The 19,084-nt window shown below is 65.9% G+C and carries 21 protein-coding genes; 7 read left to right on the top strand and 14 right to left on the bottom strand.

All coding sequences use genetic code 11. The features are described from left to right. Positions 1–90: 90 nt before the first annotated feature. The 5 genes from AC1DOQ_RS01295 to AC1DOQ_RS01275 form a co-directional block, all read right to left on the bottom strand. On the bottom strand, positions 91–486 hold the full coding sequence (locus AC1DOQ_RS01295; protein ID WP_477359432.1) for a VOC family protein: 396 nt from the start codon (positions 484–486) through the stop codon (positions 91–93). A 35-nt stretch (positions 487–521) separates the two neighbouring features. Beyond that, complete coding sequence (locus AC1DOQ_RS01290; protein ID WP_477359429.1) at positions 522–920, bottom strand: VOC family protein; 399 nt, start codon at positions 918–920, stop codon at positions 522–524. Positions 921–1,015: 95 nt separating this feature from the next. Further along, positions 1,016–1,633 (bottom strand): glutathione S-transferase family protein, encoded by a 618-nt coding sequence (locus AC1DOQ_RS01285; RefSeq protein ID WP_477359427.1) that lies wholly within the window; start codon positions 1,631–1,633, stop codon positions 1,016–1,018. 59 nt (positions 1,634–1,692) lie between these two features. Beyond that, a complete protein-coding gene (locus AC1DOQ_RS01280; protein WP_477359424.1) occupies positions 1,693–2,385 on the bottom strand; it encodes a helix-turn-helix transcriptional regulator in 693 nt (230 codons plus the stop codon). Further along, the gene (locus AC1DOQ_RS01275; RefSeq protein ID WP_477359421.1) at positions 2,382–2,507 is read right to left on the bottom strand and encodes a hypothetical protein; all 126 of its coding nucleotides are present in this window, start codon (positions 2,505–2,507) and stop codon (positions 2,382–2,384) included. The genes AC1DOQ_RS01280 and AC1DOQ_RS01275 overlap by 4 nt, the downstream gene beginning before the upstream one ends. A gap of 167 nt (positions 2,508–2,674) precedes the next feature. Here AC1DOQ_RS01275 and AC1DOQ_RS01270 point away from each other — a divergent pair, with 167 nt between their 5' ends. The 3 genes from AC1DOQ_RS01270 to AC1DOQ_RS01260 are packed head-to-tail and all read left to right on the top strand — an operon-like array spanning position 2,675 to position 4,628. Next, complete coding sequence (locus tag AC1DOQ_RS01270) at positions 2,675–2,929, top strand: hypothetical protein (protein ID WP_477324833.1); 255 nt, start codon at positions 2,675–2,677, stop codon at positions 2,927–2,929. Positions 2,930–2,940: 11 nt separating this feature from the next. Beyond that, on the top strand, positions 2,941–3,831 hold the full coding sequence (locus AC1DOQ_RS01265) for a sensor histidine kinase (RefSeq protein ID WP_477359418.1): 891 nt from the start codon (positions 2,941–2,943) through the stop codon (positions 3,829–3,831). Next, positions 3,828–4,628 (top strand): LytR/AlgR family response regulator transcription factor, encoded by an 801-nt coding sequence (locus tag AC1DOQ_RS01260; RefSeq protein WP_477359415.1) that lies wholly within the window; start codon positions 3,828–3,830, stop codon positions 4,626–4,628. Before AC1DOQ_RS01265 ends, AC1DOQ_RS01260 begins: the two co-directional genes overlap by 4 nt. 5 nt (positions 4,629–4,633) lie before the next feature. On the opposite strand, the gene AC1DOQ_RS01255 is transcribed toward AC1DOQ_RS01260, so the two are convergent. Together AC1DOQ_RS01255 and AC1DOQ_RS01250 are read right to left on the bottom strand one after the other, a co-directional pair. Further along, a complete protein-coding gene (locus AC1DOQ_RS01255; protein WP_477359412.1) occupies positions 4,634–5,404 on the bottom strand; it encodes a DUF2076 family protein in 771 nt (256 codons plus the stop codon). A 60-nt stretch (positions 5,405–5,464) separates the two neighbouring features. After that, on the bottom strand, positions 5,465–7,339 hold the full coding sequence (locus tag AC1DOQ_RS01250) for an ABC transporter ATP-binding protein/permease (RefSeq protein ID WP_477359409.1): 1,875 nt from the start codon (positions 7,337–7,339) through the stop codon (positions 5,465–5,467). 129 nt (positions 7,340–7,468) lie between these two features. Between AC1DOQ_RS01250 and AC1DOQ_RS01245 the strand changes: the two genes are divergently transcribed. Further along, a complete protein-coding gene (locus AC1DOQ_RS01245; RefSeq protein ID WP_477359406.1) occupies positions 7,469–7,879 on the top strand; it encodes a DUF4259 domain-containing protein in 411 nt (136 codons plus the stop codon). Between the two features lie 30 nt (positions 7,880–7,909). On the opposite strand, the gene AC1DOQ_RS01240 is transcribed toward AC1DOQ_RS01245, so the two are convergent. From AC1DOQ_RS01240 to xapA, 6 genes are all read right to left on the bottom strand, one after another. Then, positions 7,910–8,314 (bottom strand): cytidine deaminase, encoded by a 405-nt coding sequence (locus tag AC1DOQ_RS01240; protein ID WP_477359403.1) that lies wholly within the window; start codon positions 8,312–8,314, stop codon positions 7,910–7,912. Positions 8,315–8,420: 106 nt separating this feature from the next. Further along, positions 8,421–9,743 (bottom strand): thymidine phosphorylase, encoded by a 1,323-nt coding sequence (deoA, locus tag AC1DOQ_RS01235; protein WP_477359400.1) that lies wholly within the window; start codon positions 9,741–9,743, stop codon positions 8,421–8,423. Between the two features lie 116 nt (positions 9,744–9,859). Beyond that, positions 9,860–12,238 (bottom strand): aldehyde dehydrogenase family protein, encoded by a 2,379-nt coding sequence (locus AC1DOQ_RS01230; RefSeq protein ID WP_477359397.1) that lies wholly within the window; start codon positions 12,236–12,238, stop codon positions 9,860–9,862. Positions 12,239–12,253: 15 nt separating this feature from the next. Next, positions 12,254–13,222 carry a deoxyribose-phosphate aldolase gene (deoC, locus tag AC1DOQ_RS01225; protein ID WP_477359394.1) on the bottom strand — a complete coding sequence of 323 codons (969 nt, stop codon included), beginning with the start codon at positions 13,220–13,222 and terminating at the stop codon, positions 12,254–12,256. After that, on the bottom strand, positions 13,219–14,412 hold the full coding sequence (locus tag AC1DOQ_RS01220; protein WP_477359390.1) for a phosphopentomutase: 1,194 nt from the start codon (positions 14,410–14,412) through the stop codon (positions 13,219–13,221). Before AC1DOQ_RS01220 ends, deoC begins: the two co-directional genes overlap by 4 nt. A gap of 79 nt (positions 14,413–14,491) precedes the next feature. Then, positions 14,492–15,331 carry a xanthosine phosphorylase gene (gene xapA / locus AC1DOQ_RS01215; protein WP_477359387.1) on the bottom strand — a complete coding sequence of 280 codons (840 nt, stop codon included), beginning with the start codon at positions 15,329–15,331 and terminating at the stop codon, positions 14,492–14,494. A gap of 290 nt (positions 15,332–15,621) precedes the next feature. Here xapA and AC1DOQ_RS01210 point away from each other — a divergent pair, with 290 nt between their 5' ends. From AC1DOQ_RS01210 to AC1DOQ_RS01200, 3 genes are read left to right on the top strand one after another with little or no spacing between them, the layout of a single operon-like run. Then, a complete protein-coding gene (locus tag AC1DOQ_RS01210) occupies positions 15,622–16,734 on the top strand; it encodes a carbohydrate kinase (RefSeq protein ID WP_477359384.1) in 1,113 nt (370 codons plus the stop codon). Between the two features lie 2 nt (positions 16,735–16,736). Then, entirely contained in the window at positions 16,737–17,651 is a 915-nt protein-coding gene (locus tag AC1DOQ_RS01205) for a pseudouridine-5'-phosphate glycosidase (RefSeq protein ID WP_477359381.1), read from the top strand. 21 nt (positions 17,652–17,672) lie between these two features. Next, complete coding sequence (locus tag AC1DOQ_RS01200; protein WP_477359378.1) at positions 17,673–18,578, top strand: LysR family transcriptional regulator; 906 nt, start codon at positions 17,673–17,675, stop codon at positions 18,576–18,578. Here the strand turns inward: AC1DOQ_RS01200 and AC1DOQ_RS01195 are convergent, their stop codons facing one another. Further along, positions 18,579–19,046 (bottom strand): MarR family winged helix-turn-helix transcriptional regulator, encoded by a 468-nt coding sequence (locus AC1DOQ_RS01195; RefSeq protein ID WP_477359375.1) that lies wholly within the window; start codon positions 19,044–19,046, stop codon positions 18,579–18,581. Between the last annotated feature and the right edge of the window lie 38 nt (positions 19,047–19,084).

Here is a 19,084-nt window from a genome sequence, read left to right as displayed (position 1 = left end):
GCCAGCCTGAAAAACCTCCAGGGCAAGGCGCATCGTCGAAGACAGTACGCTAGTACGGCGAGACGATGCAACGCCGCCATGGAGGCTTTTTCAGGCTGGCGCCATCCAGACCAGGTTCCACAAGTGGCCATCGATATCCTCGAATCCCTGGGTGACCATGAAGCCGTGGTCTTCCAGCGGATGCGGGCTGCGGCCGCCGGCGGCGACGGCCTTTTCCACCAGGCCCGCCACTTCGTCGCGGGTCTCGCACATCAGGCAGATGATAACCTCGTTGGCTTCCTTCGCCTGCACCACCGGCTTGTCGATCAGGCTCTTGAAGAAGGCTTCGGTGGTCAGCATGGCGCTGATCTTGTCCTTCTCGATGACCACCATCGCCGCGTTCTCGTTGGACATGTTCGGATTGAAGCCGAAACCGAGGCTGGCGAAGAAGGCCTTCGATTTTTCCAGGTTCTTGACCGGCAGGTTGAAGATGACTTGCTTGCTCATGATGTTGTCTCCTTGTCGATTTTCAGTTGAAGCGCTCAGGCCTGGGGCGCCATCCACACCAGTTCCCAGATGTGGCCGTCCAGGTCTTCGAAGGCGTGGGCGTACATGAAGCCGTGGTCCTGCGGCGCCCGCGGGGTGTGGCCGCCGGCGGCGACGGCCTTCGCCACCAGGCCGTCGACCTCTTCGCGGCTCTCGCAGCTCAGGCAGACCAGCACCTCCGTCGCCTCCTTCGCCTGCACGATCGGCTTGTCGATGAAGGTCTTGAAGAAGGGCTCGGTCAGCAGCATCGCATAGATGCTGCCTTCCGCGATGACCATGCAGGCCCCGCTCTCGTTGGTGAACTGCGGGTTGAAGCTGTAGCCGAGCGCGTTGAAGAAAGCCTTGGACTTGTCCAGGTCCTTGACCGGCAGGTTGACGAAGATCTGCTTGTTCATGACATCCCCATGTTGAAAGGTGAGTAAAAAATCGGCCCTACATTTCGACGACGAACGATGATGAACGAAATCGACAAGCGTTTGAAAATAATTTTTTACCAGACCGCTTCGGTATTGCGCCAGGCCGGCAGGGCCTCCACCCGCTCCAGCCAGGCCAGCAGGTGCGGATAGTCCTCCAGCGGCAGGCGGGCGCGTTCGCGGTACATCAGCGGCGCGGCCACCGCATAGTCGGCCAGGGTCACGCCATCCCACACCAGCCAGCGGCGGCGCGCCAGGTGCTTGTCCAGCACCGCGGCGGTGCGCGCCAGCTCGGCCGCGCCGCGCGCCAGTTCGTTCACGTCCGCGTCGACGCCCGTCACCACCTTTTTCCACACGTTTTCCCACACGATCACGCCGACCGCCGGCGAGAAATGCTGGCTGGACCAGAACATCCAGCGGTTGACGTCGGCGCGCGCCAGCGGATCGGTCGGGTAGACCGTCTGGCCCGGCTTGCTGTCGGCCAGGTACTGCATGATTGCGCAGGATTCCCACAGCACGAAGCCGTCGTCCACCAGCACCGGGATCTTGTTGTTGTCGTTGATTTCCGCGAGGCGGCGGCGGTCGGCCTCGCTCATCAGGTTGACTTCGATGAGGTCGAGCTGGATGCCGAGGTGTTCGGCCGCCATCAGGGCGCGGCGGGCGTTGGACGAATACGGGTGGTAGTAGAGCTGCATTGCCATCTCCTTCAGGTTAAGTATGTGGCAATGTTAGCGACGAGCTATGACAGATCCTGTCAGGAATGATCGGGAATGTCGTACATCGCCCGCCACTGTTTCAGCAGGGCGTGGCGCGGCGTCGGATAGCGTTCGCTGCCCAGCTCGGCGTGCACGATGCGGTCGACGCGGAAATGACGGATGGCGTCGCGCAGCTCGCACCAGGCCGCCATCACGCGGCGCTCCTGGAAGAAGGCGAGCGCGAACGGCCACACCAGGCGCTCCGTGGGCGTGCCCTGCTCGTCGCGGTAGGAAATACGCAACTTGCACTGGCGCCGGATCGCTTCGCGCGCCGGCTGCACGAAGGCGTCCGGCTGGGCACCGGCCGGCGCCACCGGCACCCACAGGCTGGTCTCGGCCATGTGGTCGCGCAGGTCGCGCGGGGTGGCGGTCGCGATCTTCGCCAGCGCGCGCTTGGCGGCCTCGCTCAGGCCGGCATCGCCCTGGTGACTCACCCAGCGCGCGCCCAGCACCAGCGCTTCCAGCTCGTCGGCGTCGAACATCAGCGGCGGCAGGAAGAAGCCGCTGCGCAGCAGGTAGCCGACGCCGGCCGATCCCTCGACCGGGGCGCCGAGCTGGGCCAGGCTCTGGATGTCGCGGTAGATGGTGCGCTCGGACACGCCCAGGCGTTCGGCCAGGGTGGCGGCCGTGACCGGGCGGCGGCTGCCGCGCAGGGCATCCATCAGCTGGAACAGGCGGCCGGTGCGGGTCATGGGTTCGGGAAGCCCGGCGGCGGCAGCTCTTCCTCCGGCAAGACGGCAGCCGCGGCGTACAGCTTGCCGTTCATCCATTGGTTGTACGAAGCCAGTTGAGAAAAATAGGCGTTGGTGGTCATGGCGTGGGGGAAATATTCCAGGTTTGCAATACTACAATATCCTTCCATTTATCTGTCTGCATGACCGGCCATCCCATGTTTCCTGCATTTCGTCGGAGCATGCTGGAACCCTGCCGCCGGCGGGATTACAGTGATTCCATCGAAGTACAACACAGGAGTCCCGAACCATGAAAAGCGCCAACTTCAAAACCTTCTGCGACAGCATGGAAGACGTCGCCCACGACATCGTCCGCGCCTGCCGCCGTGGCGCCCGCACCATCGCCGCCATGCCCTGGCCGGCCATGCTGGTCTGCTGCATCCTGCTGGCTTTCGTGATCAGCATCCTGCCGCTGGCCCTGTTCCTGTTCGTCCTGTTCATGGCCGTCAAGGTCGTGGTCGGCGCCTTCGTGATCGACCGCCGCCGCAGCGTGCGCGAGCAGTAAGGAGAAGTATCATGCGTGCCAGCCAGATCAATTCCGGGCTCGATTTCCTGCGCGATGCCTTCCGCGAAGCCAGCGTGCTGTGGTGGCGCTTCTTCGACTGGCTCGCGGTGGTCGAATGGCGCCAGCTGGCGCTCACCTGGTTCCTCGCCCTGATGGTCTGCGTGCCGCTGAACGTGCCCGAGCCGGCGGTCTGGTACGTCATCGTCTCCTTCGGCGTGAAAGTGCTGGCCGGCGGCAAGAGAAAAGCCGAGCTGGTGGCGAAGGAAGCGACCATGCAGGCCAACGTCGCCACCCTGGAACGGCGCCTGATGGAAGCGCAGATGGCGGCCCTGCAGGCCCAGGTCGAACCCCACTTCCTGTTCAACACCCTGGCCCTGATCGGCCAGCTGATCGAGACCGATCCGCCGGAAGCGGCACGGGTGCACGCCCACCTGATCGAATACCTGCGCTCGACCCTGCCGCAGATGCGCGCCCGCGACGGCGGCACCCTCGGCAAGCAGGTCGAGCTGTCGAAGGCCTACCTGGCCATCATGCAGGCGCGGATGAAGGAGCGGCTGAACGTGCGCTTCGAAGTCCCGATGTTCCTCGGCAGCGCGCCCTTCCCGCCGATGATGCTGCAGACCCTGATCGAGAACTCGATCAAGCACGGCCTGGAACCGAAGATCGCCGGCGGCACCGTGACCGTGCGCGCCTACGTCGATGGCGCCACCCTGCACGTCGAGGTCTGCGACGACGGCGTCGGCATCGACCCGCACGCCGACGACGGCATCGGCCTGGCGAATATCCGCGAACGCCTGCAGTTGCTGTACGGTAGCAGCGCCGAGCTGGTGATCCAGATGCCCCCGAGCGGCGGCGCCTGCGCCGTGATCAAGCTGCCCTACAAGATGATGGAGACCGCATGAGCATCGAGCGCGCGCTGACCGCGATGATTGCCGACGACGAAGCGCCGATGCGCGACCTGCTGCGCGCGCGCCTGGCCGCCGTCTGGCCCGACCTGCGCATCGTCGCCGAAGCGGCCAACGGCGTCGAGGCCGTCGCCCTCGGCGAGCAGCACCAGCCCGACATCGCCTTCCTCGACATCCGCATGCCGGGCATGAGCGGCATCGAGGCGGCGCGCCAGCTGTACCGGCGCTCGCACATCGTGTTCGCCACCGCCTACGACCAGTACGCGCTGGACGCCTTCGAACAAGGCGCCCTCGACTACCTGCTCAAGCCGGTGAGCGCGGAGCGCCTGGCCACCACCTGCGCGCGCCTGCGGGACCGGATCGACAAGCGCCTGCAGGCGCACGTGCCCGCCCAGCCGGACATCGGCCAGCAGCTGGCCAAACTCACCGCGCTGCTCGAAAACAAGGGCTCGCCCCAGCCGAAGAACGGCTACCTGCGCTGGATCCAGGCCCAGGTCGGTTCCAGCCTGCGCATGGTGAGCACGCGCGAAGTGCTGTACTTCCAGTCGGACGAGAAGTACACGCGGGTGCAGACGGCCGGCGCCGAATTCCTGATCCGTAAAACACTGAAGGAACTGGCCGAGGAGCTCGACCCGGACGAGTTCTGGCGCATCCACCGCTCGACCCTGGTGCGCGTGGACGCCATCGGCGAAGTCACGCGCGACCTGCGCGGACGCCATATGCTGAAGCTGCGCGGCCACCCCTTCGAGCTGGAGGTGAGCCGCAATCACACCTACCTGTTCCAGCAGATGTAGAGGGATCAGCCGAACAGGCCCTCGTCGGAACCGTCGCCGTCGAAGAAGCCGCCGTTGTTGTCCAGGCCGCCGCCATCGTCGAGGCCGCTGTCGAACAGGCCTTCCGACGCCACGTCGCCCGAGCCGCTGTCGAGCAGGCGATTGCCCGAGGAACCGACGTCGCCCAGGCCGGCCTGGTCGGCCAGCGAGCTGCCCGACTGGTCGCTGAACAGGTTGTTGCCCGGGTCGTCGCTGTTCAGCAAGTGGTTGCCGCCCTGGCCGTGGTGGCCGAACATGTTCTCGATGCCCTGGAACAGGAAATTACCGGCCGCGACACCCGCCGCCGTGGCCGCGATCGAGCCCAGCAGGCCACCGCCGCCGCCAAGGAAGCCGCCGGCGCGCGATCCGAACATGCCGCCCGACATCGGCGGCTGCTGGTATTGCTGCTGGTATTGCGGCGGCTGATACTCGCGCTGGTACTCGCGCCGCTCCTGCTGCATCGGCGCACTGGCGGGACGCGAGTCGCCGCTATTGCCCCAGGTATTCGCGTCCAGGAAGCGCCGGTCGCCCTGCTGGGCATTACGGAGCTGGTCTTCCATCTGGGCGATCTGCCCCTTGGCATTCTTCAGCGCCTGCTCCAGCAGCAGCGAGCGCTGCACCAGCAGGTAGGCGGCGTCCGGCTGCTGGGCAACCGCGCGCTGGATCAGCGCGTCGGCTTCCGCATCCTTCTGGATCCCGCGCGCCTGGATCAGCTGGCTCAGGAAATCATGCAACATCTGTGAATCTTGCGGGCTCATGGCCTTGCCTCCTCAATGTGATTCCGGATAGCCCCCATGTTGGAGGGTGTGGTCAGGATTTCAAGTCACGACCGCCGCTTCGCGTGCCGGCCGCGCCGCTTGCGGCTTGACCGCGCTGCCGGCAGCATCGCCGGCTTCGTCGGACGCGCCGCCGAACTGGAAACCGTCCGCCTCGTGCACTTCCCAGGCCCCCTCCCCCATCAGGTGCAGCACATGGGTGTGATGGCGCAGCACGGCGGGACGGTGGGCAATGCTGATCAGGGTGGCGCCGCTGTCGCGCAGGCGCCCGTACAGCGAGGCTTCGTTGCCGCTGTCGAGGGCGCTGGTCGCTTCGTCGAGGATCACGATGCGCGGCGCATGCACCAGCACGCGGCCGAAGGCCAGGCGCTGCTGCTCGCCCACCGACAGCAGCTTTTCCCAGTCCTGCACCGCCTCCAGGCCGCCGACGCGTTCGACCAGCTGCGGCAGGTGGACCTGTTCCAGGATCGCCAGCAGCTGCTCGTCGCTCAGCTCGGACTGCGCACTCGGATAGATGAGCTGGCTGCGCAAGCTGCCATGCTGCAGGTAGGGCTGCTGGGGCAGGAAGAAGAACTCTTCCAGCGGCGGATGATGGATGGTGCCGCTGCCGGTATGCCACAGGCCCGCGATCGCACGCAGCAGCGAACTCTTGCCGCAGCCGCTGTCGCCGGTGATGAGCAGCGCGTCGCCCGGCTTCAGCACCAGGCTCAGTTCCTTGATCAGCACGCGCTCGGATTGCGGCGGATGCAAGGTCAGGGATTCCAGCGCGAGCTGCCCGGCCGGATGCCGCTGGATGCGCGGATGCTGGCCGTCGCCGGCAGCGCTGTCGGGCGCCGCACCGGGCAGCACGAGTTCGGACAAGGCCTCCAGGCGGGCGATGCCCGCCACGAACCGGCTCAGGCTCTCGAAGTTGTCGACGATGACGCCGACGGCGCCGAGCACCGCGGTGAAGGCGCCGGCCGCCTGGATCGCCCGCCCGACTTCCAGTTCGCCGGACAGGACGCCGTCGGCCAGGATCACGCCCGGCAGCACCAGGGTGAGCTGGCTGAAGGTGCGCTGGAAAAGGTTGAGGGAGCGCTGCTTCTTGATCAGTCGTCCATAATTCTGGATGACCTTGTCCAGTTTACTGTCGATGTGCACCCGCTCCTGGGATTCGCCGCGGTAGAAGGCGATCGATTCCGCGTTCTCGCGCACGCGCATCAGGCTGAAGCGGAAATCCGCCTCGCGCCTCAGCTGCCAGAAATTCAGGTGGATCAGCGGGGTGCCGAATATCCACAGGGCGATGACGGTGCCGAGCGTCGCATACACGGCCAGCACGCCGACCAGCAGGTGGGAAATCGACCACAGCACGGCGCTGAAGGCCACCAGCTGCATGATCGCCCCCAGGAAGATCAGCAGGAAGTTGATCGACCTTCCCGTGAAGGTATTGATGTCTTCGCTGATGCGCTGGTCGGGATTGTCGATCTCGCTGCTCGAACCCAGTTCGTAATACCTGCGCCCTTTCAGATAGCCGTCGAGGAAGCGCCCGGTCAGCCAGCGCCGCCACTGGTTGGCGAACAGGTCGCGCATGTAGTAATAGAAGGCGTAGATCGGCACCGCGAAGGCCAGCACGAACAGGCACATCTTCACGGACCTCCAGAAACGGCCGCCATCCTTGGCCGCCAGCGCCGAGGTCATCTCGCCGGACTGGTCGTTCAGCATGACGGCGAACTTGGTCTCGGCCAGCATCAGCACGATCAGCAGCGCCAGCAGCAGCCAGGCCTTTCCCTTTTCTTCCCCCAGCCAGTAGGGTTTTGCCACGCGGATGAATTGCTTCCAGGCAGCGAGCGACAAGGGCGCAGCGCGGCGTCGTTTCTTTGGTGCCACCGGCGCATCATCGGTCTTGGCGTCGGTCTTGGCGAAGTTGGGCGTGGTCATTTCCAGGGCATGAACGTGATATCAGCCCCAGCATACGACCAGGAATGAAGCCGTTCGGTGCGGAAACGGACATAGCGGCGATTGATTACAATGAATGAAACCGGTGCCGTACACACAAGGGAGAGCCAAATGGGAGCGTGGTCTCACGAGTCATTCGGAAACGATGACGCATGCGATTGGGCAGCACAGCTCGACGAATACGATGACCTGAGCCTTGTCGAGGCGACGCTCGACACCGTGCTCGAGGCCGGCGACGACGAGCTCGAGGCACCGGAGGCGTCCGAAGCCATTGCGGCGGCTGAAGTGGTGGCTTGGCTGCAGGGCAATCCCGGCACGGCGGAAGACTTGCCGGAAGAACTCGGGGCCTGGGTGGAGCGCATCCAGCTCCTGCCCTCGGCCGACCTGGCGGCGAAGGCGCGCCGAGCACTCGATCGCGTGCTCGCCGCTCCTTCCGAGTTGATGGAACTGTGGGACGAATCCGGAGAAGCGGAGGCGTGGCAGGCCGCGGTGCGGGAGCTCAAGGGCCGCATACGCGTCTGACGACGCGCACGCAGCTCGCGGTGTGACAGCTTACTTCTGCAAATCCCAGCCGCCGAAGGCATTCGGCAGCTGGCCGGCGGCCGTGGTTTCCATCAGGTCGCCCTTCAGGTTGGTCAGCACGACCGGCAGCTCGTTGCCGCCCAGTTCGAGGGTCACCTGGCGGCAGGCGCCGCAGGGGGCGATCGGACCGTCGGTATCGCCGATCACGGCGAGGGCCGTGAAATCGCCCGGCTTGTAACCATGGGCGATGGCCGAGAAGAAAGCGGTACGCTCGGCGCAATTGCACAGGCCGTAGGACGCGTTCTCCACGTTACAGCCGCGGAAGATGCGGCCATCCTTGCACTCGAGCGCGGCGCCGACCTTGAACTTCGAGTACGGGGTGTAGGCCAGTTCGCGCGCGGCGCGGGCTTCTTCGATGAGTTTTTCGTATTTCATGGGGATGTCTCGTTAACTGTAGGGTGGGCACCCTGTGCCCACGATGTGTTTGCAGACCGCATGCGTTCCGTGGGCACGGGGTGCCCACCCTACGGTGCCAGGCGGCTTACGGACGAATCGTCTTGTAGATCATCGGCTGCGCAGCCGGCGCCTCGGCCGCGATGCGGTAAGCCGCCTGCACCTGGCGCACCGCCTGCTCCGCCGCTTCCCTGGAGCGCGCATGCACCAGCGCGATCGGCTGGCCCGCTTCGACCTTGTTACCGAGTTCGATCAGGTCGGTCAGGCCGACGGCGAAGTCGATCGGGTCTTGCGGACGCACGCGGCCGCCGCCCAGCGCCACCACTGCCAGGCCCAGACCGCGGCAGTCGGTCGAGTAAGCGTAGCCCGATTCCAGCGCCGGCACCGGCACCACGATAGGCGCCTTGGCCAGGTGGGCATCCGGCTTGTCCATCAGGTCGGCCGGGCCGCCCAGGGCGGTAACCATGCGTGCGAAGCGTTCGGCGGCTTCGCCCGAATCCAGGGCGTGCTGCAGCTTGGCGTGGGCTTCTTCGCTGGTCGCGGCCAGGCCCGAGATGACGAGCATCTCGGCGCACAGCGCCATCGTCACTTCATGCAGGCGCTTTGGTCTCGACTTGCCGGTCAGGTAGTCGATCGCGACGCGCACTTCGACCGCATTGCCGGCCGCCGGGCACAGCGACTCGTTCATGCCGGTCAGGATGGCCGAAGTGCGGGTGCCGGCGCCATTGCCGACCTTGACGATCGACTCGGCCAGCTCCACCGATTTTTCATAGGTCGGCATGAAGGCGCCGCTGCCCGCCTTGACGTCCATGACCAGGGCGTCCAGGCCCGCCGCCAGCTTCTTCGACAGGATCGAGCCGGTGATCATCGCCACCGATTCCACGGTGGCCGTGGTGTCGCGGATGCTGTAGAAGCGCTTGTCGGCCGGCGCCAGCTGGGCGGTCTGGCCGATGATGGCGACGCCGACTTCCTTCACGACCTTCTTGAACAGCTCGGGATCCGGCACGGTCGAGTAGCCCGGGATCGAATCGAACTTGTCCAGGGTGCCGCCGGTGTGGCCCAGGCCGCGGCCCGAGATCATCGGTACGAAGCCGCCGCAGGCCGCGATCATCGGGCCCAGCATCAGCGAAACGACGTCGCCGACGCCGCCGGTCGAGTGCTTGTCGACCACCGGCCCCGGCAGGTTCAGCGACTTCCACTCCATGACCTGGCCGGAATCGCGCATCGCCAGCGTGAAGGCGACGCGCTCGTCCATGCTCATGTCGTTGAAATAGACGGCCATGGCGAGGGCCGCGATCTGGCCTTCGGTGACTTCACCGTTCGGAATGCCGCGCACGAAGAACTGGATTTCTTCCTTGCTCAGGGTGCCGCCGTCGCGCTTTTTGCGGATGATTTCTTGGGGGAGGAACATAGCGTTATCGCTCTCTATAAAACTCGTAGGGTGGGCACTCCGTGCCCACGCGGATACCGGCATCGCGCCGACGTCACGCGTGGGCACGGGGTGCCCACCCTACATGAAACAAACAATCAAACGCCGTACGGAATCCAGACGTTCTTGACCTGCGACGCATGCTGCAGCACGACTTTGCCGCAAGCCTGCTTGGCATCGAACCAGTCGCGGCCCTTGGCGCCGCCGGTCCAGGTACGCTTCAGCGACTCGCTCGAGAGGCGCTCGACTTCCGCGCAGCCTTCCGCCGAACCGTCGTGGCGCCACACGGCATCGACGTCGAAGTGCGAAGCCAGGGTACGCGCCAGTTCGTCGGCGGAACCGGTGACGATGTTCAGCGCGCCGCCCGGCAGGTCGGAGGTGTCCAGCACCTGGTACAGGTCCAGCGCCGACAGCGGATGCGCTTCCGACGGCACCGCGATCACACGGTTGCCCAGCGCCAGCGCCGGGGCGACCAGCGAGATGAAGCCCAGCAGCGGGTTCTCGTTCGGGCAGATGATACCGATCACGCCGACCGGTTCGTTCAGCGCCACGGTGATGCCGTGCATCGGCGGCTGGTGCGCCAGGCCGTCGTACTTGTCGGCCCAGGCGGCCCAGTAGAACAGGCGCTCGATCGAGGCCTGCACTTCGGCGGCGGCGCTCTTCGAACCGGTTTGCTGGGCGATACGCGAGGCGAATTCGTCGGCGCGCACGGCCAGGTTCTCGGCGATGTAATACAGCACCTGGGCGCGGTTGTGCGCGGTGGCTTTCGACCAGCCGGCCGCCTTGTGCGCGGCTTCGACGGCGTTACGGATGTCCTTGCGGTTGCCTTCGCCGATGTCGGCCAGGAACTGGCCGTTCGCGCCGTTGATCGCGCGGCTGTAGGCGCCGTCCGGGCGGGCCTGCTTGCCGCCGATGTAGAGCTTGGCGGTGCGGTCGACGGCAAACGGGCTGCCCTCGTCGAGCTGCTTCACCTTGCCCTTTTCAGGCGCAAGCGGTGCGGCCGGGCGGCGGTCTTCCGCCAGCGGGGTCAGGTACTCGTACATGCCCTCCTTGCCGCCTTCGCGGCCGAAGCCCGATTCCTTGTAGCCGCCGAAGCCGCAGGCGGCGTCGAACTGGTTGGCGGTGTTGATCCACACGACGCCGGCCTTGATGGCGGGGGCGACGTCCAGCGCCAGGCTGATCGACTCGGTCCACACGCAGGCGGCCAGGCCGTAGACGGTGTTGTTGGCCAGCTGGACCGCTTCGCCCGGGGTGCGGAAGCTCATCGCCACCAGCACCGGGCCGAAGATTTCGGTCTGGGCCACGGAGGCCGAGGTCGAGGCGCCGGTGATCAGGGTCGGCAGGTACCAGGAGCCGGCGGTCGGTGCTTCGCAGGCCGGTTGCCAGACCTCGCAGCCCTCGGCGCGGGCCGATTCGACCAGGCCGTGGATGCGCTGCTGCTGCACCGGATCGACCAGGGCGCCGATGTCGTTCGATTTATCGAGCGGCGAGCCGACGCGCAGGTTCTGCATGCGCGCCTTGACCTTTTCGATGAAGCGCGGGTAGACCGATTCCTGCACCAGCAGGCGCGAACCTGCGCAGCAGACCTGGCCCTGGTTGAACCAGATCGAGTCGACCAGGCCTTCGACGGCGGCGTCCAGGTCCGCGTCTTCGAAGACGATGAAGGGCGACTTGCCGCCCAGTTCCAGCGACAGCTTCTTGCCGGTGCCGGCGGTGGCCTTGCGGATGATGCGGCCGACTTCGGTCGAGCCGGTGAAGGCCAGCTTGTCGATGCCCGGGTGGTTGACGATGGCTTCGCCCACGCGGCCGTCGCCGGTGACGATGTTGACCACGCCGGCCGGCACGCCGGCCTGCTGGCAGATCTCGGCGAACAGCAGGCTTGTGAGCGAGGTGAACTCGGCCGGCTTGAAGACGATGGTGTTACCCGCGGCCAGGGCCGGGGCGATTTTCCACGCCAGCATCAGCAGCGGGAAGTTCCACGGCACGATCTGGCCGACCACGCCGACGGCGCGGTAGTCGGCGAATTCTTCCGACTGCAGCTGGGCCCAGCCGGCGTGATGGTAGAAGTGGCGCGCGGCCAGCGGCAGGTCGGCATCGCGGGTTTCGCGGATGGTCTTGCCGTTGTCCAGGGTCTCGAGCACGGCGAACAGGCGCGAGTGCTTCTGCAGCAGGCGGGCGATCGCGTACAGGATCTTGGCGCGGCCGTGGCCGCCCATGGCGACCCAGGCCGGCTGGGCGCGGCGCGCGGCTTCGACGGCGCGGTTCACGTCGTCGCTCGTCGCTTGCGTGACTTGCGCGAGTTCATTGCCGTCGGCCGGATTGAAGGAGCCGAAGGTCTCGGTGGCTTCAGTCCAGGCGTTGTCGATGAAAAGGCCGAAACGGCGGCCGTGCTGGTCCAGCCACGCTTGCGCTTCCTTGGTGCTTTCGGGTGCGGGACCGTAATCCATAGTTTGCAGAATCTCTTTGATAGTAGGCATGACGAATCCGTGTTCTTAGGGTTGCGCGTGGCGGTGGGCGGCCGAGTAGTAACCGGTCACGTGGTGCTCGAGCTGGCGCTCGATGTCGGTCAGCAGGCTGGATGCGCCGATGCGGAACAGGTGCGGCTGCAGCCATTCATTGCCCAGCTCTTCCTTCATCACGGTCAGGTACTGCAGCGCGGACTTGGCGGTGCTCACGCCGCCCGCCGGCTTGTAGCCGACCTTGAAGCCGGTGCGCTCGTAGTACTCACGGATCGCACGCACCATCACCAGCGACACGGGGATGGTCGCGTTCACGCCTTCCTTGCCGGTCGAGGTCTTGATGAAGTCGGCGCCGGCCATCATGCAGACCCAGGAGGCCTTGGCCACGTTTTCCAGGGTGACCAGGTCGCCGGTCGCCAGGATCGCCTTCACGTGCGCTTCGCCGCAAGCCTGGCGGTAGGCCAGCATCTCGTCGTACAGCGCCTGCCAGTTACCGGTCAGGACGTGCTGGCGGGTGATCACGATGTCGATCTCGGTCGCGCCCGCGGCCACGGAGAGTTCGATCTCGCGCAGCTTGGTTTCCATGCTCGACAGGCCGGCCGGGAAGGCGGTCGACACCGCGGCGATCGGCAGCCGGCCTTTCAGCACCTGCACGGCCGGGGTGATCATCTCGTGGTACACGCAGACGGCGCCGGTGGTCAGCGAATCCAGGCCCAGTGCCTGCATCAGGTCCGCGCGCAGCGGGCGCATCGCCTTCATGCACAGGCGCTCGACGCGGCCCGGGGTGTCGTCGCCGGACAGGGTGGTCAGGTCGATGCATTCGATCGCCTTGACCAGCCAGGCGGCCTGGTAGTCCTTCTTGACCGTGCGGCGGTTCGCCAGGCTGGCGGCGCGGCGGTCGGCGGCGTTGCGGTTGACCTTGAGGTGGTTGATCCAGCCCAGGTCGAGGCCGATGGCCGTGTTACGCGCATTGATCACATTAGAGTCGAGGTTCGGGCTCATAAAAGGGCAGTTCCGTTCGAGAGGGGTTTGACGCCGAGGTGTTTGGCGAGCGTTGCGCCGATATCGGAGAAGGTGTCGGCAATCGGCAGTTCTTTGCTCGGCGCGGCCGGGCCGAAGAACAGCATCGGGATGTGTTCGCGGGTGTGGTCGGAGCCGGGCCAGGTCGGGTCGCAGCCGTGGTCGGCGGTGATCACGACCAGGTCGCCTTCCTTGAGCTTGGCCATGAATTCCGGCAAGCGCGCGTCCAGTTCGTGCAGCGCGTTCGAGTAACCGGCGACGTCGCGGCGGTGGCCGAAGTGCATGTCGAAGTCGACGAAGTTCACGAAGGTCAGCGACTTGTCGCCGGCGGTGTCCACGACTTCCAGCAGGCGGTCGAACAGCGCCATGTTGTCGGCGCCCTTGATCAGCCGGGTCACGCCCTGGCCGGCGAAGATGTCGCTGATCTTGCCGAGCGCGATGACCTCGCCGCCGGCATCCTTGACGTGGTCCAGCAGTGTCGGCGCGACCGGCGGCACCGCATAGTCGTGGCGGTTGCTGGTGCGCTTGTAATCACCGTTGCTGCCGGTGAAGGGGCGCGCGATCACGCGGCCGATGTTGTAGGGCTTGACCAGCTCGTACGCGGCTTCGCAGACCTGGTACAGGCGCTCCAGGCCGAAGTGTTCTTCGTGCGCGGCGATCTGCAGCACCGAGTCGGCCGAGGTATACAGGATCGGCTTGCCGCTGGCGACATGCTCGTCGCCCAGTTCGTTGATGATGGTGGTGCCGGAAGCGTGGCAATTGCCCAGCCAGCCCGGCACGCCGGTCAGCTCCTGCAGCTTGTCCGTCAGCTCTTTCGGGAAGCTCGGCACGGTCTTGGGGAAGTAGCCCCAGTCGAACAGCACCGGGACGCCGGCGATCTCCCAGTGGCCGCTCTGGGTGTCCTTGCCGGTCGACTGCTCGCGGGCGACGCCCCAGGCGCCGCTGAAGCCTTCGCGTTTCTCGAAACCGGCCGGCCATTCGCCGCTGGCTTTATGCGCCGCGGCGCCGAGGCCGATGGTTTCCAGGGTCGGCAGCGACATCGGCTTGCCTTCCCTGGCGGCCCATTCCGCGATGTGGCCGAGGGTGTTGGCGCCAGTGTCGCCGTACTTGCCGGCGTCGGGCAATGCGCCGAGGCCGAAGGAGTCAAGCAGTAGGATGAATGCGCGTGACATATAGTTATCTCACATAAAAATTGCTGGCTCGTCGCCCCCGCGCAAGAATGACGGTTGGTCGCGGGAACGACGGAGCAGGTTAAGCAGCCGTCGCAGTCGAACCCAGACGTTCAATAAACGCATGCATCAACGCCACCAGATCCTTGGCCGCCACCGCAGCATACTTCAGGGTCTGCTCGTGCGACAGCGGGAACGGGGTCAGGCCTTCGGCCAGGTTGGTGATGGCGGACACGCCGGCGACTTTCAGGCCGCAGTGGCGGGCGGCGATCACTTCCGGGACCACCGACATGCCGACCACGTCGGCGCCCATGGTGCGGAAGGCGCGGATCTCTGCCGCCGTTTCGAAATGCGGGCCCGGGGTCGACAGGTAGACGCCTTCGTGCAGGGTGATGCCCTTCTCTGCCGCCACGGTCTTCACCAGTTCGCGGGTTTCATGGTCGTAGGCATTGGCCATGCTGAAGAAGCGCGGGCCGAAGCGGTCGTCGTTCGGGCCGGCCATCGGGCTGCCCGGCAGCAGGTTGATGTGGTCGGTCAGCAGCACGATGCTGCCGGCGTCCACTTCCGGACGCAGCGAGCCGGCCGCGTTGGTCACGAACAGCAGTTCGCAGCCGATCAGTTTCAGGGTGCGGACAGCGGAAGTCATCACGCTGGCGCCGTAGCCTTCATAGAAGTGGCCGCGACCCTTCATGCAGGCGACCGGCACGCCGGCCAGGGTGCCCAGCACCAGTTCGCCGGCATGGCCGTGCACGGTGCTGATCGGGAAGCCAGGCAGGTCGGCGTAGCTGATCGCCACCGCGTCCGTCATCTGCTCGGCCAGCACGCCGAGACCGGAGCCGAGGATGAGCGCCACACGCGGCGTGAAACCGGGCTTGCGGGCGCGGATGACGTCGGCGGCTTCGAATGGGGTGTTGCTGAGCATGGATGGCTTCCTTGTGATATCGCTGGATTGGAGTGTCTTGCTGGATGACCGGAGAGGCTGTTACTGCAGAAGCTGCACAGAAAGCGGGAGCCCGGTGCACCAAATAAACCAAACTATGCATTATCGTGGATTGGTATGGCAAATACCAAATTTTTGCTCGATTTATACTTAGAAGGTATAAATGAACTATGCTGCCTGTTAGCGCCCGGAGACAGCGATCGATTGACGCCGGCCAAACAAATGTTTAAGATCAAAAACAATTGTTTATACCTTCTTGAATCGGAACCACCGTGAGCGAACACTCAAAAAAACAACAGTTGCTTGAGCTGATCCGCGCGAACCCCTTCATTTCGCAGCAGGACCTGGCCGCCAGCCTCGGGCTGTCGCGCTCGGCCGTGGCCGGCTATATCGCCGGCCTGATCCGCGAACGCAAGCTGCTGGGACGCGCCTACGTGCTGCCGGACCGCCGCCCCGTCACCTGCATCGGCGCGGCCAACCTCGACCGCAAGCTGCGCTCGCTGGCCGGCATCGCCATGCACACCTCGAACCCGGCCGTCCAGAGCGAATCCTTTGGCGGCGTCGCCCGCAACATCGCCGAGAACCTCGCGCGCATGGGCACGCCGGCCGCCCTGCTGACCGCGACCGGCAAGGACAGCTCGGGCGCCGCCCTGCTCGCGCATGCGCAAAGCCTGGGCATCGACATCGGCGGCACGCTGCAGCTGCCCGACCTCGCCAGCGGCACCTATACCGCGGTGCTGGACCAGGATGGCGAGATGGTGGTCGCGCTCGCCGACATGGCCCTCTACGACCGCCTCGATCCCGCCTTCATCGACAGTTGCCAGACCCGGCTCGCGACCAGCGCGCTGGTGGTGGCCGACCTCAACCTGCCGCTCGACACGGTCGACGCCGTGATCGCCGAAGCGCGCCGGGCCGAGGTGCCGCTGGTGCTGGTGGCGGTGTCCGAGCCGAAGATGGCGCGCCTGCCGCGCGACCTGTCGGGCGTGCGCCTGTTGATCCTGAACCGCGGCGAACTCGCGGCGCGGGTCGGACGCGAACTCTCCAGCGAGACCGAGCTCGATGCCGCGGTGGCCGAAGTGCGGGCCCAGGGTGCGCGCGACCTGATCGTCACGCGCGGCGCCGACGGCGTACTGTTCACGCGCGGCAGCACCGGTGAAGACCAGATCGTCCGCCTGTACGCGCCCGGCACCGAGGTGGTCGACGTCACCGGCGCCGGCGATGCCTTCGCGGCCGCCGTGTGCTGGTCGCTGGTCCACGACGGCGAAGACCTCGAACTGGCCTGCCGGCGCGGCCTGAAACTGTCGGCGCTGACCCTCGGCGTGACCGAGACGGTGCATCCGCGCCTCGGCCCGGACACTCTTACGAACATGAACCACCAGGACTGACCATGCAAGCCTTTCTCCAGTTTTCTCCCGAAGTGCAGGCCGCCCGCGCCGCCGGCAAACCCGTCGTCGCCCTCGAGTCGACCATCATCTCGCACGGCATGCCCTATCCGCAGAACGTGCAGACCGCGCGCGAAGTCGAACAGGTGATCCGCGACGCCGGCGCGGTGCCGGCCACCATCGCCATCATCGACGGCCGCATCTGCATCGGCCTGTCCGACGACCAGCTCGAGCAGCTGGGCCAGTCGAAAGACGCCATCAAGGTCAGCCGCCGCGACCTGGCCTACGTGCTGGCCACCAGGAAGCTCGGCGCCACCACCGTCGCCGCCACCATGATCTGCGCGAAGCTGGCCGGCATCGAAGTCTTCGTCACCGGCGGCATCGGCGGCGTGCACCGCGGCGCCGAGACCAGCTTCGACATCTCGGCCGACCTGCAGGAACTGGCCCGGACCGGCGTCGCCGTCGTCTGCGCGGGCGTGAAGTCCATCCTCGACATCGGCCTGACCCTCGAGTACCTCGAAACCCACGGCGTGCCGGTGGTGAGCGTGGGCCAGGCGGCCTTCCCCGCCTTCTTCACGCGCGACAGCGGCTTCAAGGCCGACTTCCAGCTCGACACGCCGGAAGAACAGGCGCGCTTCATCCGCACCAAGTGGCAGCTCGGCCTGGAGGGCGGCGTGGTCGTCAGCAATCCGGTGCCGGAAGTCTCGGCGATGAAAGGCGAAGAGATCGACGCCATCATCGCCCAGGCCCTGGGCGAAGCGGACCGGCAGGGCGTGAAGGGCAAGCTGGTGACGCCCTTCCTGCTGGCGCGCATCAAGGAACTGACGGGCGGCCGCAGCCTGGCCACCAACATCGCCCTGGTCAAGCACAATGCCCTGGTCGGCACCAAGCTGGCCGTGGCGCTGCACGCCACCCATTAACGACAGCCTGACGGGTTCTCCATGTCGATCGACCTGAAGCAGTTGAAGTATTTCCTCGCGGTGGCCGAAGAGAAAAGCTTCAGCCGCGCCGCCGAGCGCCTGCACATCTCGCAGCCGCCGCTCTCGCAGCAGATCATGAAGCTGGAGAGCGAGCTGGGGGTGCGCCTGTTCGCACGCACCACCCGCAGCTTCGAACTGACGGTGGCCGGCAAGGCCTTCATGCAGGAAGCCTCGGACCTGCTGGGGCGGATGCGGATGGCGGTCGACACCATCCGCCAGATCGACCGCGGCGAAGTCGGGCGCCTGCGCGTGGGCATCGTCGGCTCGGCGATGTGGGGACCGATCCCCGGCCTGCTGGAGCAGTTCCAGAGCCAGTTCCCGCGCGTGACCTGGACCATCCACGAACTCGGCCCGAACGAGCAGTGGGACGCCCTGCGCGGAAAACAGATCGACGTCGGCTTCTGGCGCGAACCGAAGCGCGACGAGGACGAACTGAAGCACGCCAGCCTGCGCCAGGACCTGTGCTTCCAGGAGAATTACTGCGTGGCGGTGAACGTCCAGCATCCGCTGGCGCGCAAGGACCGCATCGAGCTGACCGACATCGCCGGCGAGCCGCTGCTGATCCTGCACCTGGACCAGTCGGCCGAGCCGCGCTACCTGATCCAGTGCTGCGTGAACGCCGGTTTCCAGCCGACCATCTTCCAGGAAGCGGCCGAGCCGCAGACCCTGCTGGCGATGGTGGGCGCGGGCCTCGGCGTGGCCCTGATGCCGGAGACCACCGGCCGGATCGGCTGGCCGGGCGTGCGCTTCCTGCCGATCAAAAACCATCCGCCGTCGGCGAACCTCTACATCACCTATCCGATCCAGGACGATGCGCCGGTGGTGCGGGCCTTCCTGAAGATCGTCAATCCGGAAGGCGAATCCTGATCACCCCGGCGGGCCGGCCGCATCCACCAGGTTGGTCCGCAGCTTGACGATGGCCTTCTGCAGGGTCCGGAACTCTTCCGGCGTCAAACCCGCGGCCTTGGCCGTGATCTCGCGGTAGTCGAAGGCTTTTTCGCGCAGCTGGCGTCCGGCCTCGGTCAGGGACACCCGGACGCTGCGCTCGTCCTCCGCGTCGCGCTCGCGGCGTACATATCCCATCGCTTCCAGGCGCTTGAGCATCGGCGTGAGCGTGCTCGGCTCCAGGAACAGGTTTTCGCTGAGGCCCTTCACCGTCTGCCGGTCCTGCTCCCAGAGCGCGATGATGGTCACGTACTGGGGATAGGTCAGCCCCAGTTGCTCGAGCACCGGCTTGTAGACGCGCGAATAGGCCAGGTTGGTCGAGTAGATGGCAAAGCACATGAAATCGCCGAGCTTTGCGGCGTTTTTGCGCTTCTGATCGTCCCTGCTCATTTGACATCCCCAAAAATTAATTATCGCGATAACGATTA

The organism is Massilia sp. 01N417 (assembly GCF_056399645.1).
This window is presented reverse-complemented; position numbering and strand designations above follow the sequence as displayed.

Bases quoted from the DNA above. Each gene is read 5' to 3' on its own strand.
- AC1DOQ_RS01265 (WP_477359418.1), top strand. From the start codon at position 2,941: ATGCGTGCCAGCCAGATCAATTCCGGGCTCGATTTCCTGCGCGATGCC.
- AC1DOQ_RS01250 (WP_477359409.1), bottom strand. From the start codon at position 7,339: ATGACCACGCCCAACTTCGCCAAGACCGACGCCAAGACCGATGATGCG.
- AC1DOQ_RS01205 (WP_477359381.1), top strand. From the start codon at position 16,737: ATGCAAGCCTTTCTCCAGTTTTCTCCCGAAGTGCAGGCCGCCCGCGCC.
- AC1DOQ_RS01240 (WP_477359403.1), bottom strand. From the start codon at position 8,314: ATGAAATACGAAAAACTCATCGAAGAAGCCCGCGCCGCGCGCGAACTG.
- AC1DOQ_RS01285 (WP_477359427.1), bottom strand. From the start codon at position 1,633: ATGCAGCTCTACTACCACCCGTATTCGTCCAACGCCCGCCGCGCCCTG.
- AC1DOQ_RS01280 (WP_477359424.1), bottom strand. From the start codon at position 2,385: ATGACCCGCACCGGCCGCCTGTTCCAGCTGATGGATGCCCTGCGCGGC.
- AC1DOQ_RS01230 (WP_477359397.1), bottom strand. From the start codon at position 12,238: ATGCCTACTATCAAAGAGATTCTGCAAACTATGGATTACGGTCCCGCA.
- AC1DOQ_RS01270 (WP_477324833.1), top strand. From the start codon at position 2,675: ATGAAAAGCGCCAACTTCAAAACCTTCTGCGACAGCATGGAAGACGTC.
- AC1DOQ_RS01275 (WP_477359421.1), bottom strand. From the start codon at position 2,507: ATGACCACCAACGCCTATTTTTCTCAACTGGCTTCGTACAACCAATGG.
- deoA (WP_477359400.1), bottom strand. From the start codon at position 9,743: ATGTTCCTCCCCCAAGAAATCATCCGCAAAAAGCGCGACGGCGGCACC.
- AC1DOQ_RS01220 (WP_477359390.1), bottom strand. From the start codon at position 14,412: ATGTCACGCGCATTCATCCTACTGCTTGACTCCTTCGGCCTCGGCGCA.
- AC1DOQ_RS01195 (WP_477359375.1), bottom strand. From the start codon at position 19,046: ATGAGCAGGGACGATCAGAAGCGCAAAAACGCCGCAAAGCTCGGCGAT.
- AC1DOQ_RS01260 (WP_477359415.1), top strand. From the start codon at position 3,828: ATGAGCATCGAGCGCGCGCTGACCGCGATGATTGCCGACGACGAAGCG.
- AC1DOQ_RS01290 (WP_477359429.1), bottom strand. From the start codon at position 920: ATGAACAAGCAGATCTTCGTCAACCTGCCGGTCAAGGACCTGGACAAG.
- AC1DOQ_RS01255 (WP_477359412.1), bottom strand. From the start codon at position 5,404: ATGAGCCCGCAAGATTCACAGATGTTGCATGATTTCCTGAGCCAGCTG.
- AC1DOQ_RS01245 (WP_477359406.1), top strand. From the start codon at position 7,469: ATGGGAGCGTGGTCTCACGAGTCATTCGGAAACGATGACGCATGCGAT.
- AC1DOQ_RS01295 (WP_477359432.1), bottom strand. From the start codon at position 486: ATGAGCAAGCAAGTCATCTTCAACCTGCCGGTCAAGAACCTGGAAAAA.
- deoC (WP_477359394.1), bottom strand. From the start codon at position 13,222: ATGAGCCCGAACCTCGACTCTAATGTGATCAATGCGCGTAACACGGCC.
- xapA (WP_477359387.1), bottom strand. From the start codon at position 15,331: ATGCTCAGCAACACCCCATTCGAAGCCGCCGACGTCATCCGCGCCCGC.
- AC1DOQ_RS01200 (WP_477359378.1), top strand. From the start codon at position 17,673: ATGTCGATCGACCTGAAGCAGTTGAAGTATTTCCTCGCGGTGGCCGAA.